Raw genomic sequence first — 16331 nt, 5'->3', positions numbered from 1 at the left:
GCGGCGTCAGAACTTGATGCCGCCGAGGAGGCTGGCCAGGCTCTCGCCGCCGGCCTTGATGCTCGGGGCGATGGCCGTGCTGGCCATGTAGAACCCGAACAGGGCCGAGACGATGGCGTGCGACCCCTTCAGGCCGTCCTTGCGGAAGAAGAGGAAGACGACGATGCCGAGCAGGACCACGCCTGACATGGACAGGATCATTTGGTTTCTCCTGGTTCGCGGGGGACAGTCACCATGAGTACTTCCAGGCTCACAGGATGTATCCATACGATAAAAGGTGCAACTGGGTGAAATAGGGCTGATTTCCCCCAGGCGGCGGCACGTCCGGTGGGCTGCCCGAGCACGAGAATTGCGGCGAAAGGGGGCTCAGGTGATCTTTGCCGCGTACGACACCGGCCGGGTGACCGACGAGCCAGTACGCTGGCGATTCACCTGAACGGCAGTAGCGAGAGGCGGTCCGGCCGATGACCGAAGCCCCCGACCCGGAGGTCGTGGAGCTGGCGACCAAGATCTTCGATCTGGCCCGCCGGGGACAGACCGAGGAGCTCGTGGCGTACGTCGACGCGGGCGTCCCGGCCAATCTCACCAACGACCGGGGCGACTCGCTCCTGATGCTCGCCGCGTACCACGGCCACGCCGACGCGGTCCGGGCCCTGCTGGCCCGCGGCGCCGAGGCGGACCGCATCAACGACCGCGGCCAGACCCCGCTCGCCGGAGCCGCGTTCAAGGGCGAGACGGACGTCGCCGAAGCCCTGATCGAGGCCGGCGCCGACCCCTCCCAGGGCACGCCGTCGGCCGTCGACACGGCCCGCATGTTCGACAGGACGGAGCTGCTCGACCTGTTCGGCGCGCGCCGCGCGGACCGTTCGTGAGCAGTCCGGCAAAGAGGTTCTGACCGGGAAAATCGACCACCACGGGGGAGGCGGTACGAGGCCGCCGGAAATTTCGGTCGCGGCAGGCAGAAGAGCCGGGTCATCATGACGTCGTGATTCACGGACGCGATGGCTGGGCAGGTGTTGCCGCACCGCGCGGGCCGTGATGCGGTCCGCATGGGCCACCGACGAGAGGCAGAGGAAGATGGTCTACAGCAAGCAGGAAACGGCGGGCGCCCCGACGTGTTGTCACGCGGCCAGGTAATGCACGTCCCCCGGTTGCGTCGACGCTTGATGTGAGGCTGTTTCCCATGTTCGATCCGGTCATAGCGCCCAGCGGCACGCTGCTCGGCCTGCTCCAGAGGGGCCGCGGCGACGGCACGCTGCACGCGCTCACCGCACCGCGCGCCGAGGCGCTCGCGGCGCTGAACCACTGTGTGCGGCGGGATCCCCGCCACGACTGGCAGGTGGAGAACCGCTCCCTCTACTACGCCCGTCTCTACCTCGACCTCAACGGCGAGCTGGACGAGATCGAGGCCCACCTCTTCGACGTCCAGGACGTCTTCGACACCGAGGAGTCACGCACGGGCCTCGCCCTGGCCGTCCTCGGCCACCTCGCCTCCTACGGCAGGCGCGACGCCCTCGACCTGCTGCGCCGGTACGCCGCCACGGGCGCCAACTGGGCCTGGGCCCTGGACGAGCTGGCCCTGCGCGACGACGACGCCGGACTGCGCGCCCTCGCCGCACCGGTGCTCGCCAGGTTCGCCACGGACGCGGAGGGCGAGGCCGAACTCGCCGCCGCCGTGCGGGACGCCTTCGAGCCACGGCCCTGGCGGCTGTGGGCCGAAGACCCCCGCGAGTACGTCTCCGCCCGCGTGCGCGCCGCACACGAGGCCGGCTGTTTCGACCGCTGGCAACGCCAGATGAGTCCCACCGGACCACGGCCCGGCTGGAGCGTGCGGGCAGTCTTCGAATGGGCGCAGCAGGGCGTCGAGCGCGGTGCCGCGCTGCACGTCCCCGCCGCCCGCTGCCTTTCCGCCGTGGCGGGCCCCGAGGACCGCCCCGAGATCGTGCAGGCCGCCAAGGACGGCGATGACGGCGCCCGGTGCACCGCCCTGCGCTACCTCGCCGACTGCAACGACCCGGACGCCCTCCTCCTCGTCGAACAGGCCGTCGCCGCCGGTTCGGCGACCGTCGTCGAGGCCGCCGTCGACGCCTTCGAACGCATGCGCAGCGTCGCCGCCGTCGACCGGGCCCGGGGCTGGGTCCACCGGCCCGACGCCCTCGGCGCGGCCGCCGGCCGCATGCTCGCCTGCCGGGGCGGCGCGAAGGACAGGGAACTGGTCCTCGGCGCGCTGCGCGAGGCCGTGCGCGGGGAGGGCTGCGACGCGCCCACCCTGTGGACCCTCGTCGACGGCGCCGGGCGGCTCGGCATCGCCTGCGCGGCGCCCGTGCTCCGCCACATCTACCGCGAGACGGCCTCGTCCCATCTGCGCGGGCGCTGCGCCCGCGCCCTCGCCGCCACCGACCCCTCCTACGCCACCGGATTCGCCGTCGAATGCCTGTGGGACTGCGAGGAGGGCACCCGCGAGATCGCCGCCCGCCACGCCGAGACCGGTGACGCCCGGGTCGTGGAACGGCTTCGCCGGCTCGCCGCGGACCCCGCCGAGGAGGCCGAGGTCCAGACGGCCGTACGGAGCCGGATCGGACCCGACGCGGCATCCGCCATGTGATCGCGGGCCAGGCCGCCGCCCGAGCACTCCCGGCGGCGGCCCGCCCGGCGGCGGACCGCGGATGACCGACGGCCGGAGGGCGCGCGACCTGTCGGCCGCCGGCCTTCGGCCGGAATCCGTTCGATCCGCGCGCGGTGTGCGAGGCCGGCGTGCGACGCCCGCAGCGCGCGCACCGACGACAGGCGCTGCTCCTCCGCACGCCGCCGGCCGAAGCGGGACGTCCCGCCGAAGCTCCCGCGCCGGCCCGAGCCCGCAGCGCCCGGCGGCGCCTCCCGTCGGTCGCGCGTCCCGTGCCCGCCCGAGCCGCAGCTCCCGCGGCGCACGCGTCGGCAAGCCCCGTCCGGGCAGCCGAGGCGCGCGGGCCCGCCCGGTCGCCTTCTCTCGCTTCCACCCCTCGCTGTCCCCCTGTGGGCCTACGAGGCGTGTCCCCACGCGCGTGGGGACACGACGGCCGGACGCCGCCCGGGTGCGATCCGGAAGGCCGTTCGCCCGGTCGACGAGGCATCGCCCTGTGGCCGACGAGGCACCCTCCTCACGCGCGTGCGGCGCACGAGCGCTCCGGTCGGCCTACTGACGTCCGGCGGTGCCGGGCCGCCCCCGACGGAACGCCGTTCACCGCGCCGTGCCGGCCGGACTCGACCCGAGGGCGGTCCCGCCCGGTGCGCCGGGACCGCGAGAGCGCGGGCGGACGGCCGGCACACCCGTTGCGGGCGACCCCGCGGCCTCGTCGGTGAGCGGGCGCCGGTGTCACCGTCTGCGCACGGCCACGAAGCGGACCGGTGTCCCGGGCCGTGCCTGCGCCGCGGCCGGGAGGTCGGCCGCACGGACCACGGCGATCACCGGGTAGCCGCCGGTGGTCGGGTGGTCGGCGAGGAAGACCACCGGCCGACCCGCGGGCGGCACCTGGACGGCGCCCAGCACCATGCCCTCGCTGGCCAGCTCGCCGTCCACGGCGCGCTCCAGCGCGGGCCCCTCCGTGCGCAGCCCGATCCGGTTGCTCGCCGAGGAGACGCGGAACGTCCGGGACGTGAAGATCCGCAGGGCTTCGGGGGTGAACCAGCCCTCGCGCGGGCCGGGTGTCACCCGCAGCACCAGCTCGGCCGGTGGCGCCGGCTGGGGACCGACGTCCACGCGCGTGTACGGGGCGGGTTCGCGCCCCAGGTGCACGACCGTGCCGTTCGTGAGCGGCGCGGGGCCGAGACCGGACAGCAGGTCGGTGGAACGGCTGCCGAGGACGGGTTCGACGGCGATGCCGCCGGCCACGGCGACGTATCCGCGCACCCCGCTCAAGGCCGGTCCCACCTCCAGCACCGCTCCCGCGGGCACCCGCACCGGGGCGCCCCACGCGACCGGCCGGCCGTCCACGGCGACCCGGCACGGCGCGCCCCCCACGGCGACGGTCACGTCCGAGCGCGGTCCGAGGGCGCAGCCGTCGAGCGTGGTCTCCAGGACGGCCGCGTCGGCCGGGTTGCCCACCAGCCGGTTGACGAGGGCCGCCGCGGGCCGGTCCAGCGCCCCGGACCGGGGCACCCCGAGGTGCGCGTACCCGGGGCGGCCGCGGTCCTGCACCGTGGTGAGCGCCCCGGCGCGTACGACGACCAGTGCGCGGTCGTTCATGCCGTTCCCGCCGGGCCGACCGGGACGAACCGCACGCGCGTGCCCGGCGACAGCAGGGCGGCCGGCTCGCGCGCAGGGTCGAACAGCACCGCGTCCGTGCGCCCGATCAGCTGCCAGCCGCCGGGCGACGAACGCGGGTACACGCCCGTGTACGGCCCGGCCAGCGCCACCGAGCCCGCCGGTACGGCCGTGCGCGGAGTCGCCCGGCGGGGGACGTCGTAGCGGGACGCGAGTCCCGTCAGGTAGCCGAAGCCGGGCGCGAACCCGCAGAAGGCGACCCGGAACTCCGCGGCCGCGTGGACACGGGCCACGTCCTGTTCGCGCACCCCCCAGTGGGCCGCGACCACGGCCAGGTCGGGACCGTCGTAGCGGGTGGGGATCTCCACGACGGTGTGTTCGCGCGGGGGAGCGGGCGGGACGACCGCGACGGCGAGCTCGGACGCCACCCGCCCGGGATCGCTCAGGCCGTCCAGGAGGACCGTGCGGGCCGCCGGAACGATCTCACGCGCCCGGAGCAGGCCCGCCGCACGGCGGCGCAGCAGCTCCGCGTGCAGGGCCTCGGCCTGCTCGCCCGAGGCGACCTCGACGAGCAGGGCGTCGTCCCCGACGGGCAGCACACGCATGCTCACGCGAAGGCCTCCACCCGGACGCCCGACTCCTCCAGCCGGCGGCGGACCCGGCGCGCCAGCTCCACCGCGCCGGGCGTGTCGCCGTGCAGGCAGAGGGAACGCGCGTGTACGGCGACGGAGGAACCCGCGTGGGAGTCGACCCGGCCGGAACGGGCCAGGCTCACCGACCGCGACACGACGGCCTCCGGGTCGCTGATCACGGCGCCGGGCCGGCCGCGCGGCACCAGCGTGCCCTGCTCGGTGTACGCGCGGTCCGCGAACGCCTCCGGCACGACCGGCAGCCCCGCCTCCCGGGCCAGGTCCAGCAGGCGCGAACCGGGCAGCCCCAGCACGGGCAGCGCGGCGTCCGCGAGGAGCACACCGGCGACCACCGCGCCGGCCTGCTCCTCGTCGTGCACCACCCGGTTGTAGAGCGCGCCGTGCGGCTTGACGTACGCCACGCGCGCGCCCGCCGCCCGGGCGAACACCTCCAGTGCGCCGATCTGGTAGGCCACCTCGGCCGCCAGTTCCTCGGCCGGCACGTCCATCGCGCGCCGGCCGAAGCCGGCCAGGTCCCGGTAGGAGACCTGCGCGCCGATCGTCACGCCGCGCTCGGCCGCCAGCGCGCACACCCGCCGCATGGTGACCGGATCCCCCGCGTGGAAGCCGCAGGCCACGTTGGCGCTGGTGACGACGGACAGCAGGTGCTCGTCGTCCGTCAGCCGCCAACGCCCGAAGCCCTCCCCGAGGTCGGCGTTCAGGTCGATTGCGGTCGTCTCGGGCGAGGCGGTCGTCACGGGCGTCCCGGTCATGGTTCCTTCGTATCTCCTTGTCAGGCCACGCGGTACTGCTCGTCGCGGGCGTCGGTGACGAACATCTGTCCCGGGGCGTGCGTGAGGGCGAACGGCGGGCGTGAGGCCGTCACCGCGGCCTGCGGGGTCACCCCGCAGGCCCAGAACACCGGGATGTCGTCGGGCTCGGCGTCCACCGGATCGCCGAAGTCCGGCCGCCCGAGGTCGGCGATGCCCAGACCCGACGGATCGCCGCAGTGTACGGGGCCGCCGTGCACCGCGGGCAGCAGGCTGCTCTCCCGGATGGCGGCCGCCAGGCGCCGCGGCGGCACCGGACGCATCGACACCACCATCGGTCCGTGCAGCGGCCCCGCCGGACGGCACTGACGGTCGGTCACGTACATCGGGACGTTGCGCCCCTGTTCGACGTGGCGGATGGGCACGCCCGCCCCCGACAGCGCCCACTCGAACGTGAAGCTGCAACCGATCAGGAACGACACCAGGTCCTCGCGCCAGTACGCGCGCGCGTCCGTCGGCTCGTCCACCAGCTCGCCGTCCGCCCACACGCGGTAGCGGGGCAGGTCGGTGCGCAGGTCCGCGCCCTCGGCCAGGACGGTCGTCCAGGAGCCGGCGTCCGTGACGTCGAGGACGGGGCACGGCTTCGGATTGCGCTGGCAGAACAGCAGCATGTCGTAGGCCCAGTCCACGGGCACCGAGATCAGGTTGACCTGTGTGTGGCCCGCCGCGATCCCGGCCGTGGGGCCGACCAGGCCCGCCCGGAAGCGGGCCCGGGCGGTTTCGGGGCTCCACGCGTGCGCGTGCGGCTCGGCGAGCGCGACGGGACGGTCCCCGCCCGAGGGCGGACGGCGGTCCCGCGTGACGAGGGGACGGTTCACTCCAGCTCCTTGCCGCGCGTCTCGGGGAGGCCCAGGAGCGCCAGGGCGGCGATCGCGTAGCCGATCGCGCCGAAAGTCAGCGCGCCGCCGACGCCCCAGCTGTCGGCCAGGAAGCCGACCGTGGTGGGGAAGACCGCGCCCACGGCGCGGCCGGTGTTGTACGTGAAGCCCTGCCCGGTGCCGCGCAGGGCCGCCGGGTACAGCTCGCTCAGGAAGGACCCGAAGCCGCTGAAGATGGCCGACATGCAGAAGCCGAGCGGGAAGCCGAGGACGAGCAGCAGGGTGTCCGCGCCGCTCGGGATGTTGGCGTACGCCAGGATGCACACCGCCGACAGCAGGGCGAACAGCCAGATGTTGCGGCGCCGGCCCAGCCGGTCGGTCAGGTAGCCGCCGGTGAGATAGCCGAGGAAGGCGCCCGAGATCAGGAAGGTCAGATAGCCGCCGGTGCCGACCACCGAGAGTCCGCGTTCCGACTTCAGATAGGTCGGCACCCAGGTGGCGAGGGTGTAGTAGCCGCCCTGCACGCCCGTGGAGAGCAGGCCCGCGAAGAGCGTCGTCCGCAGCAGTGGACCCTTGAAGATCGCCGGGAACGAGCCCTTCCGGGCGCTGCGTTCCCGGACCGCCGCGGCCTGCGGCGCGTCCTGGACCCGGCGCCGCATCCACACGACGAGCAGGGCGGGCAGCGCACCCGTCCAGAACATGATCCGCCAGGCCGTGTCGTCGCCGGCGAACGAGAACACCAGCGTGTAGGCGATCGCCGCGAGGCCCCAGCCGACGGCCCACGAGCTCTGGATCGCGCCGAGGGTACGGCCCCGGTGCCGCGCGCTCGCGTACTCGGCGACCAGGACCGCGCCCACCGCCCACTCGCCGCCGAAGCCGAGCCCCTGGAGGGAGCGCAGCACCAGCAACGCCTCATAGGTGGGCGCGAAGCCGCAGGCGACGGTGAACACCGCGTAGGTGATCACCGTGATCATCAGGGCCCTGACCCGGCCGATCCGGTCGGCCAGGACGCCCGCCACCGCGCCGCCGATCGCCGACGCAACCAGGGTGACGGTGGTGAACAGGCCGGTCTGGCCGCTGTCCAGGCCGAAGTACGCGGCCAGCGCGACCATGCTCAGGGGCAGCGTGAAGTAGTCGTAGGAGTCGAGGGCGTAGCCGCCGAACGCACCGGCGAAGGCGCGGCGGCCGCGCGGTCCGAGGGCGCGCAGCCAGGCCAGGGCGCCGTCGTCGGGGGAGGGGCCGGTCGTCGCCGGCCGTGCTTCGGCGCTCGGGGCCCGCGGTGGAGTGGGAGTGCTCATGTGCACCTCGCTGACGGAGGACGGAGGGTGCTGGGACTGAGCCGTGCCGTGCAGGACGCACACCGCCGCGTGTGGAGGACGGGGCGGTGCCTTGTGGAACCGAAGGTAGAGGATCGTTGAACGATTCTTCAATACCCGTGTTGTCTCGTTCTCCGGTCTGCGATTGAATTCCGGGCATGGCAGAGCAGCTGGCGGGACTGGCCGACGACCGCGCCCTCCTGGGCCGCACGAGCACGGCCGAACGGGTTTCCGACATCCTCAGGACCCGCATCGCCGACGGATACTTCCCGCCCGGGACTCGGCTCTCGGAGGACAGCATCGGCGGGGCGCTCGGCGTCTCGCGCAACACCCTGCGCGAGGCGTTCCGGCTGCTCACCCATGAGCGCCTGCTCGTCCACGAGCTGAACCGGGGCGTGTTCGTCCGGGTCCTGACCGTGGAGGACGTCGAGGACATCTACCGCACCCGCGCCCTCGTCGAGTGCGCCGTCGTGCGAGGGCTCGGAGAGCCGCCCCACGCGCTGGAGGGCCTGCGCGCGAGCGTCACCGAAGGGCAGCTGGCCGCCGTCGGGAACGACTGGAAGGCCCTGGGCACCGCCAACATCCACTTCCACCGCGAACTCGTCGCCCTGGCCGGGAGCGCGCGCACCGACGAACTCATGCGCAGCGTCTTCGCCGAGCTGCGCCTGGCCTTCCACCTCGTGGACGAGCCCCGCCGGCTGCACGAGCCCTACCTCCAGCGCAACCGCCAGATCCTCCAGGCCCTGGAGGCGGGGGACACGGCGGGCGCCGAACGACTGCTCACGGTCTACCTCGCCGACTCCCTGGAACGGGTGGTCGACGCCTACCGGCGAGGGGTGGGGGAGGACCGCGGCCGCGCCCTGTAGCGGCGCGGCCGCGGAGCACCGCACGACGGGTTCCGTGGACCGCGTGCGCCCACGGCACACGCGCCGGGGATGTCCCGGCCCGGCGGGCGCGAACGCCACGCAACCCGCGGCGAGGGGAGGGGGCCGGCCGCAGACGCCACGGATCACGGGGCGCGGACGTCACGGGCCGCGGGTAGACGTCGGGGGCCACCGGACGCGGACGTGACGGGCAGCGGCCGCCGGCGTCACGGCCGCGGACGTCCGCTCGTCCGCCGCGCGCACCCCGGCCCGGCCGCCGGAGGCGATCCGCGCCGTTTGGGTCGATGTCAGACCGAGGACCTAGTCTGTGCACCGTGACTTCGCCTGCTTCGACGGACCGTGTTCCGCCCCAGCTCAGCGCGGGGCCGCGCCCCGCGCAGGGTCCGGCCGCCGACGAGGGGCTGGCGCGGCGGCTGCGCGCGCTCGCCTGCACGGCGCCGATCCACGACCTCGACGCGCGCAAGGCCAACCTGGCCGGCGAGTACTCGGTCTACGGCATGGCGGAGATCGCCCTGGCCGCCATCGACCTCGTCACGCTCAACATGGACTTCGACACCGGTGCCGACCACGACCAGATAGTGGCCCGTCTGCTGCCCCGCATCGCCGCGCAGGCCCCGCGAAGGCCCGTCGCCGAGCACGAACGGGTGGGCCGCTGGGTCCTGGAGAACCTGATCAACGTCGGCAGTGTGGACCGCGGCTTCCGCGCCGCCTACGGCATGTTCGCGCCGGACGGCACATACGTGCGCCGTGACTACGACTTCAAACTGATCGAGGAGGTCCCCGGCTACGGCGGTGCGGTCTACCTGCGCACCACCGACGAAGCGGTCAACGTGCTCGTCGGCGCCCTCGACACGGACGTCACCAGCGCGCAGATCGCCGCCGAGGTCAAGCTGGAGGTGCTCATCCGCCGCGGCCGCCTCGCCGACGCCCAGCTCGCCGCCGAGCAGGCCCGCTACCGCACGGTGCAGTACTCCGAGACGCTCCGCCGCGCCCTGGAGGCCACCCGTCGCAACGTGCGGGCGGTGGACTGGCTGAACGCGGTGCCCGACATGATCGCCGAGGCCCTGGACCACGTAGCCGACCGCTACCGCCACGAGAACGCGATCCTCACCAACATCCGCAAGGCACGCGACGAGATCGAGGACGCGGAGAACAAGCGCCGTGCCGCCGAACTCGTCGACATCGTCAAGGACTGCATCCGCCGCCACACCCAGTTGCAGTCCCGGCTGCTGGAGGCCGGCCCGCTGTTCCGCGCCGAGCAGGACCGGCAGGCCTTCGCCACCCCCATGACGTCGTCGGGTACGGACCTCTACGGGCACCTCGTCGCCCCCCTCCTGCCGCTGCCGGTGGAACAGGCGGTCCGGGTCACCGACGCGTTCTTCGCGCACGGCACCGGGCTGCGCACCCCGGTGTCCGTGCGCATGGGCGACCTCGTCGACCTCCTGCTGACCCCGCCCCAGGAGCGGGAGCACCTCGGCGCGGAGATGCCCGAACCCGACCTGATCGCCACGCCGGACGACAGCCGCTTCAGCGAGGAACAGCTGGCCGCCGCGACGCGCCTGCTGGACCTGCCCGCGGACGCCCCGCGGCGGCTGTCCGGGCTGCTGGCCGAGGCCCGCCGCTCCGACCCCGATCTTCCGTACCTGGTGGCCCTGTTGGCCGTGCACGCGGCCAGCCCGGCCGTCGGCACCGCCTACCGTCAGGGCGAGGAGAAGCTGCTGTTCGCCGTCGACGACGGGACGGAGCTGGACGACCCGGAATTCGGCGGCGCCGACCTCATCGTCGGCACGGCCCTGCTCGACTCCGCCGGGATGGCCGCGGACCGCACGGAGGCGGCATGAGCCCGCCCCCGAACCGCAGGAACGCACCCGTTTCGGGCGAACCCCGCATGACCGAACCCCAGCACACCCGCACGCACACGCAGCGGCACGCCCACGCGAGCCGCGACAGCAAGGAGCCGAGGCCGTGACCGAGCACGTCGACCGGAGTGAGCCGGAGGCCGCGACCGTACCGGCCTCCGCCGCCGTCACCCCCGCCGACGCCGCCGACGCGGCGCGGCTCGTCGCCTTCGGGCTTCAGCCCAAACTGCAGCCCGCGCGCGACCAGGAGTACGCCGACCTGCTGCGCCGCCACCGCGAGGACCCCGCGTTCGCGCGGCTCGCCGACGCCGTCGCCGCGGGCCTGGGGCTGATCGTGCTGGAAGTGTCCCCCCGCGCGGGCATGGCCGTGACCGCCGCCGAGGACTCCGTGTTCGCCGTCCGCATGGGCGACTACGCCCGCCGCACCTCCGCCGACGGCGGCGACCGCTTCCTGCACGGCCTCGCCCACCTCTGCGTCGCCGCGATGGCCTTCCCGCGCCCCGAGGACCTGGCCGACGACGGATACATCGGCCGCGTCAGCGTCAACGGGGTCGACTCCTTCGTCCGCCAGGCCTGTCACCGCCTCGAGCGGCGCGCGCAGGAACAGGGCGAGAACACCGACCCCGCGAGCGACGCACCCGGTCTCGAGGCCGCCTGGCGGATCTGGGCCAGACGCAGCTCCACCGGCGCCACCAAGGACGCCCGCAGACTCGCCGGCTCGACGACCGGGATCGTCGGCAAGGCCGTCGCCTTCCTCACCGACTCCGGCTTCCTCCAGCGCACCGGCGACGACAACGGCGGCACCTACCGCACGACCGCCCGCTACCAGCTCCAGGTGCGCGACATGGCGGGCAGCGCCGCCATGGCCGAACTGCTGGAACTCGGCGTCGTCCCGGTCACCGACGGAACACCGACCCTGCTGCCCGCGGAGGAGAGCGACGACCTGGAGCTGGTGGCCGACGCCGGTCTTCCCTTCCACTCCTAGCCCTCGCGCGTCCGCGCACCTCACTCCTGATCCGCCGATCTGCCGAAGACTTACGAGAGTCCGCCATGTACGAGCTGTCCCGGGTCCGCCTCTACTCCATCGGTCCCGCCGGTGCGCGCTACGCCGACACCGTGCTTGACCTGCGGGGCGTCGGCGACGTCGTGCCCGACCCCGCCCCCACCCAGGCGGAGTTCTTCGCGGACGAGCCCGTCGGCCCGCCGCGCCGCCCCGCGCCCGCCGGCGTGCTCTTCCTGGAGAACGGCGGCGGCAAGTCCGTCCTGCTGAAGCTGATCTTCTCGGTCATGCTGCCCGGCCACCGCAACACCCTTGGTGGAGCCAGCTCCGGCGTGCTGCGCAAGTTCCTGCTCGCCGACGACTGCGGACACGTGGCCCTGGAGTGGCAGCACGTGCTCACCGGCGAGTGCGTCGTGGTCGGCAAGGCGAGCGAGTGGCGCGGCCGCCAGGTCTCCAACGACCCGCGCAAGTTCGCCGAAGCCTGGTACTCCTTCCGGCCGGGCCCCGGACTGAGCCTGGACAACCTGCCCGTCGCGGAGTCCACCGCCGTGCGCCCGCCCGTCGAGGGCGCCTCCGGCGCGCGCGGCCGACGGCGCACCATGAAGGGCTTCCGGGACGCCATCACCGAGGCGGGCAAGGCGTACCCGCACCTGGAGGTGCACTGGGAGGAGATCCACGACCGGTGGATCGAGCACCTCGGCGACCTCGGCCTCGACCCCGAACTCTTCCGCTACCAGCGGGAGATGAACGCCGACGAAGGCGAAGCGGCCGGCCTCTTCGCCGTCAAGAAGGACTCCGACTTCACCGACCTGCTGCTGCGCGCGGTGACCGACACCCGCGACACCGACGGCCTCGCCGACCTCGTCAGCGGCTTCGGCAGCAAGCTCGGCCGGCGCGCCGAGCTCATCGCCGAACGGGACTTCACCGCCGGGTCCGTGGACCTGCTGGGCCGGATCGTCGAGGCCGCGGAGACGAGGGCCCGGGCGCGGGACGTCCACACCGGCGCCGAGCGGCGCACCCGCGCGCTGGCCCGCCGGCTCTCCGCGCGCGGACTGCGGGAGAAACAGCGGGCCGGCGACCTCGCCCAGCGGGTCACGGCCGCCGCCTACGCCGTCACCCACTCCGAGGGCGCACGCGGGCGAAGCGCCCTGATCGCCGCCGAACTCGCCTACCGGAACGCCTCGCTGGCGCTGTCGGCCGCCGAGAAGTCGGCCGCCGCGCAGAAGCGGGAACTCGCCGACGCCCGCACCCTGCACGCCGCCTGGCAGGCCGCCGAGGCGGTGCTGCGCCACCGCACCGCCGCCGACCGCGTCGCGCGCGTGGCCGCCGCGATCCAGGAGGCCGAACGCGACGCCGCCCCCGCCCTCGCCGCGCGCGCCAGGGCCGCCGTCGACCTCGTACGCGCCCTGCACGCGGCCGCGGAGAGCGCCGAGAGCCTCGCCAATGAGGAGGAGGAGCGGTCGGCCGCCCTCCAGGAGGCCGGCGAGTCGGCCCACCGCGACGCCACATCAGCCGCCACCGACGCCCAGCGTGCCCGCAGCGAGGTCGGCCACCTGCGCCAGCGTCTCGCCGAGGTCGAGCAGGAGACCGCCGAAGCCGTCCGCGCGGGCTGGCTCGACGACAGCGCGCCCGACGCCGACCCCGCCCGCGCCGCGCTGGCCGCCAGCGACGCCGAGAAGACGGCCGTCGCCGCCTGGGACACCGCAAGGGAGGCATCGCGCCGGGCGGGCGAGCACGCGCGCGAGGCCGCCTCGGCCGAGTCCCGCGCCGAGCTCACCGCGGCCCGCGCGGCCGACGCCGCCACCGCCGCCCAGCGCGCCTACGACGCCGAGCGTCGGCTCGCCGTCTCCCTGGCCGGCGAGGAACGGCTCGCCGAACTGCTGGGGCTGACCGGCGCCCGGCCGCACCGGCACATTCCGCAGCCGCGGCAGGACGGCGAGTCCTCCGACGGCGCCCTGCTGTCCCCCGAGGACCTGGACCGCTGCGCCGACGAGCTGCGCGAACTCCTGGACAACGCCGTCTCCTCGGCCGAACGGCAGCTCTTCGAGCTGCGCACCGCCGCCGCCGACGACGCCCGCATCCTCGGCGCCCTCGGCGACGGCGGACTGCTGCCGCCCGGCCCGGACGTCCTGGCCACCGTCGAGTTCCTCGGCGAGCACGGCATCCCCGCGCTGCCCGGCTGGCGCTACCTCGCGCAGGCCGTCGCCCCGGCCGACCACGCCCGGGTGCTCGCCGCCCGCCCCGAACTGGTCGACGGCGTGATCATCACCGATCCCGGCTCGCACACACGCGCGCGGGAGGTGCTCGGCGAGGCCGCGCTGCTGCCGCGCTCGGCCGTCGCCGTCGGCACCGCCGCCGCCCTCCTCGCGCCCACCCCGCCGGCCGGCTCCGACGGCGGGGAGGTCTTCCTCGTCCCGCCGAACCCGGCCATGCACGACGAGCACGCCGCCGACGAGGAGCGGCAGACGCTGCGTGCGCGGGCGACCGCGCGGGACGAGGACATCCGGCGGCTCGCGGCGCGGCTCGGCAAGGACCGGGAACTGGCGGCGCGGCTCGCGTCCTGGCGGACCGGCTGTCCCGCCGGGCGCCTCGCCGAACTGGCGCGGGCCGCGGGGGAGGCCCGCGCGTTCGCCGACGAGACCGAGGCCGAGCTGGCCGAGGCGCGGAGCGTGCGCGCGGAGGCCGAGGAGACCGCCGCCGAGGCCGCCCAGGCACGCGACGAGCGCCAGGAGGCCGCGCAGAAGGCCCGCCGGGCCGCCGACGCGCTCGCCGGACTCGCCTTCCGGCTGCGCGAGCGCGCCGGCTGGCAGGTCAAGGTGCGTGAACTCACCGACGAGGCGGCCGAGTCGGAGGCCCGCGCCCAGGCCTGCCTGGAGCGCGCCCGCGCCGCCGACGAGGACCGGCGCGGCGCGCAGCGGGCCGCCGACGACGCCCGCCGCACCGCGCGGGCCCTGCGCGCCGAGCGCGCCGAGATCGCGGGCGCCCCCGACGACGTCCCCGCGGACGACGCGAACGCCTCCGGGGCCTCCCTGCCCGCCCTCCGCGAGGCCTACCGGGCCGCCTCCCAGCTGTACGAGAAGGTCGGCGTCGGCGCCGACCTGCGGGCCGAGCAGGCCCGCGCGGAGAGCGACGAGAGCGCGGCCCGCGCCGAACTGGACCGGCTGAGCAACAAGGTCCGCACGCGCGCGGAGCAGTTGCTGCAGTCACCCGACGGCTCCGACGGACCGTCCCGGCAGGCCGCCGCCGCACGCGCCGAGGAACTGGTGCAGCTCCTGGAGACCCGCGTCTCCACCGCGAGCGAGCAGCTCGGCCGCCTGCGCGGCGAGGCGGAGCGGCACGCGCCCGAGGACGGCGCGGCGCACACCGATCTCGCCGAGGAGCTCCAGCCCCGCGACGCGGAGCACGCGCAGGCGCTGCTGCGCACCGCGACCTCCGAACTCGCCTCCCGCACCGAGGCTCTGGAGCGCTCGCGCGAGGCGCACGCCGAACTCCTGGCCGCCCACCGGGCCGCCGAGGACGCGGCGGGCGGGTTCGACGAGACCGCCGCCATGCTGCGCGACCTGCTGCGCGAGCACACTGCGGAAGAGGAGCAGGAGGAGGCCGAGCCCTACCCCGGCACGCTGGAGGAAGCCCGCCAGTCGGCCGCCGAGGCCCGCCGCTCCCTGCGCGGCTGCGCCGCGGACCTGTCCGCCGCCGAGTCCGCCGTCCGCGAGGCGAGCGACATCCTCGTACGGCACGCCAACTCCACCCGCTACGAGCAGGTGCGCACCCCCGCCCGCCAGCAGATCCGCGAGCTGCCCGCCTCCGCGCTGCCGGAGCACGCCAAGAGGTGGGCGGACGCCTTCGCGCCCCGACTGCGCGTCCTCACCGACGAGTTGGCGCAGCTGGAGCGCAACAGGGACTCGATCGTGGACCGGCTGCGGGGACTCGTGGAGTCCGCCCTCGCCACCCTGCGCTCGGCTCAGCGGCTCTCCCGGCTGCCCGAGGGGCTCGGCGAGTGGTCCGGCCAGGAGTTCCTGCGCATCCGCTTCGAGGAGCCCGACCAGGCCACCCTCACGGAACGGCTCGGCGAGGTCATCGACGACGCGACCCGGGCGGCCGTCAAGAAGAACTCCGACCTGCGACGCGACGGCATGTCGCTGCTGCTGCGCGGGGTCGGGGCGGCGCTCCAGCCCAAGGGCGTCGCCGTCGAGATCCTCAAGCCGGACGCCGTTCTGCGCGCCGAGCGCGTCCCCGTCGGCCAGATGGGCGACGTCTTCTCCGGCGGTCAGCTGCTCACCGCGGCGATCGCCCTGTACTGCACCATGGCCGCCCTCCGCAGCAACGACCGGGGCCGGGACAAGCACCGCCACGCCGGCACGCTGTTCCTGGACAACCCCATCGGACGCGCCAACGCGACCTACCTGCTGGAACTCCAGCGCGCCGTGTCGGACGCCCTGGGCGTCCAACTGCTCTACACCACCGGCCTGTTCGACACGACGGCGTTGGCGGAGTTCCCGCTGGTCATCCGTCTGCGCAACGATGCCGACCTCAGGGCGGGCCTGAAGTACATCAGCGTCGAGGAGCACCTGCGCCCCGGCCTGCCCCAGCAGTCCGCGCCCGCGGAAGGCGACACGGCACAGGTGCACAGCGAGATCACGGCGACCCGGATGTACAAACGCCCCGTACCCGACGCCGGCTGATGACGGCCCGGTCCGTCGTCGCGGCCCGGGCGGCGGCGGAGGGCGCGGCCTCACAGCCGCGTCCCCTCCGCCG

The 16331-nt window shown here is 74.8% G+C and carries 12 protein-coding genes; 6 read left to right on the top strand and 6 right to left on the bottom strand.

Annotated elements, in window-relative coordinates; genetic code table 11:
- Positions 1-6: 6 nt before the first annotated feature.
- Positions 7-201 (bottom strand): hypothetical protein, encoded by a 195-nt coding sequence (locus tag ACGFSH_RS21535; RefSeq protein WP_069772012.1) that lies wholly within the window; start codon positions 199-201, stop codon positions 7-9.
- Between the two features lie 263 nt (positions 202-464).
- Between ACGFSH_RS21535 and ACGFSH_RS21530 the strand changes: the two genes are divergently transcribed.
- Entirely contained in the window at positions 465-872 is a 408-nt protein-coding gene (locus ACGFSH_RS21530; protein ID WP_329407794.1) for an ankyrin repeat domain-containing protein, read from the top strand.
- Positions 873-1183: 311 nt separating this feature from the next.
- Positions 1184-2605 carry a HEAT repeat domain-containing protein gene (locus ACGFSH_RS21525; RefSeq protein ID WP_393350948.1) on the top strand — a complete coding sequence of 474 codons (1422 nt, stop codon included), beginning with the start codon at positions 1184-1186 and terminating at the stop codon, positions 2603-2605.
- 747 nt (positions 2606-3352) lie between these two features.
- Here ACGFSH_RS21525 and ACGFSH_RS21520 read toward each other — a convergent pair.
- From ACGFSH_RS21520 to ACGFSH_RS21500, 5 genes are read right to left on the bottom strand one after another with little or no spacing between them, the layout of a single operon-like run.
- Complete coding sequence (locus ACGFSH_RS21520; protein ID WP_393350946.1) at positions 3353-4222, bottom strand: biotin-dependent carboxyltransferase family protein; 870 nt, start codon at positions 4220-4222, stop codon at positions 3353-3355.
- Complete coding sequence (locus tag ACGFSH_RS21515) at positions 4219-4845, bottom strand: allophanate hydrolase subunit 1 (protein ID WP_393351620.1); 627 nt, start codon at positions 4843-4845, stop codon at positions 4219-4221. The genes ACGFSH_RS21520 and ACGFSH_RS21515 overlap by 4 nt, the downstream gene beginning before the upstream one ends.
- A gap of 2 nt (positions 4846-4847) precedes the next feature.
- On the bottom strand, positions 4848-5642 hold the full coding sequence (locus ACGFSH_RS21510; protein WP_393350944.1) for a LamB/YcsF family protein: 795 nt from the start codon (positions 5640-5642) through the stop codon (positions 4848-4850).
- Between the two features lie 20 nt (positions 5643-5662).
- Positions 5663-6517: a putative hydro-lyase gene (locus ACGFSH_RS21505; RefSeq protein WP_393350941.1), complete on the bottom strand. Its 855-nt coding sequence runs from the start codon at positions 6515-6517 to the stop codon at positions 5663-5665.
- Positions 6514-7815, bottom strand: coding sequence for an MFS transporter (locus ACGFSH_RS21500; RefSeq protein WP_393350939.1), 1302 nt, complete (start codon positions 7813-7815; stop codon positions 6514-6516). The genes ACGFSH_RS21505 and ACGFSH_RS21500 overlap by 4 nt, the downstream gene beginning before the upstream one ends.
- A gap of 176 nt (positions 7816-7991) precedes the next feature.
- Between ACGFSH_RS21500 and ACGFSH_RS21495 the strand changes: the two genes are divergently transcribed.
- From ACGFSH_RS21495 to ACGFSH_RS21480, 4 genes are all read left to right on the top strand, one after another.
- A complete protein-coding gene (locus ACGFSH_RS21495) occupies positions 7992-8699 on the top strand; it encodes a GntR family transcriptional regulator (RefSeq protein WP_393350937.1) in 708 nt (235 codons plus the stop codon).
- Between the two features lie 332 nt (positions 8700-9031).
- On the top strand, positions 9032-10558 hold the full coding sequence (locus ACGFSH_RS21490) for a hypothetical protein (protein ID WP_393350935.1): 1527 nt from the start codon (positions 9032-9034) through the stop codon (positions 10556-10558).
- 124 nt (positions 10559-10682) lie between these two features.
- On the top strand, positions 10683-11561 hold the full coding sequence (locus ACGFSH_RS21485; protein ID WP_393350933.1) for a hypothetical protein: 879 nt from the start codon (positions 10683-10685) through the stop codon (positions 11559-11561).
- A gap of 65 nt (positions 11562-11626) precedes the next feature.
- Positions 11627-16258, top strand: a complete 4632-nt coding sequence (locus tag ACGFSH_RS21480) for a hypothetical protein (protein ID WP_393350931.1) — start codon at positions 11627-11629, stop codon at positions 16256-16258.
- Positions 16259-16331 lie beyond the last annotated feature (73 nt).

The organism is Streptomyces sp. NPDC048481, from assembly GCF_043200075.1.
GTDB lineage: Bacteria > Actinomycetota > Actinomycetes > Streptomycetales > Streptomycetaceae > Streptomyces.
This window is presented reverse-complemented; position numbering and strand designations above follow the sequence as displayed.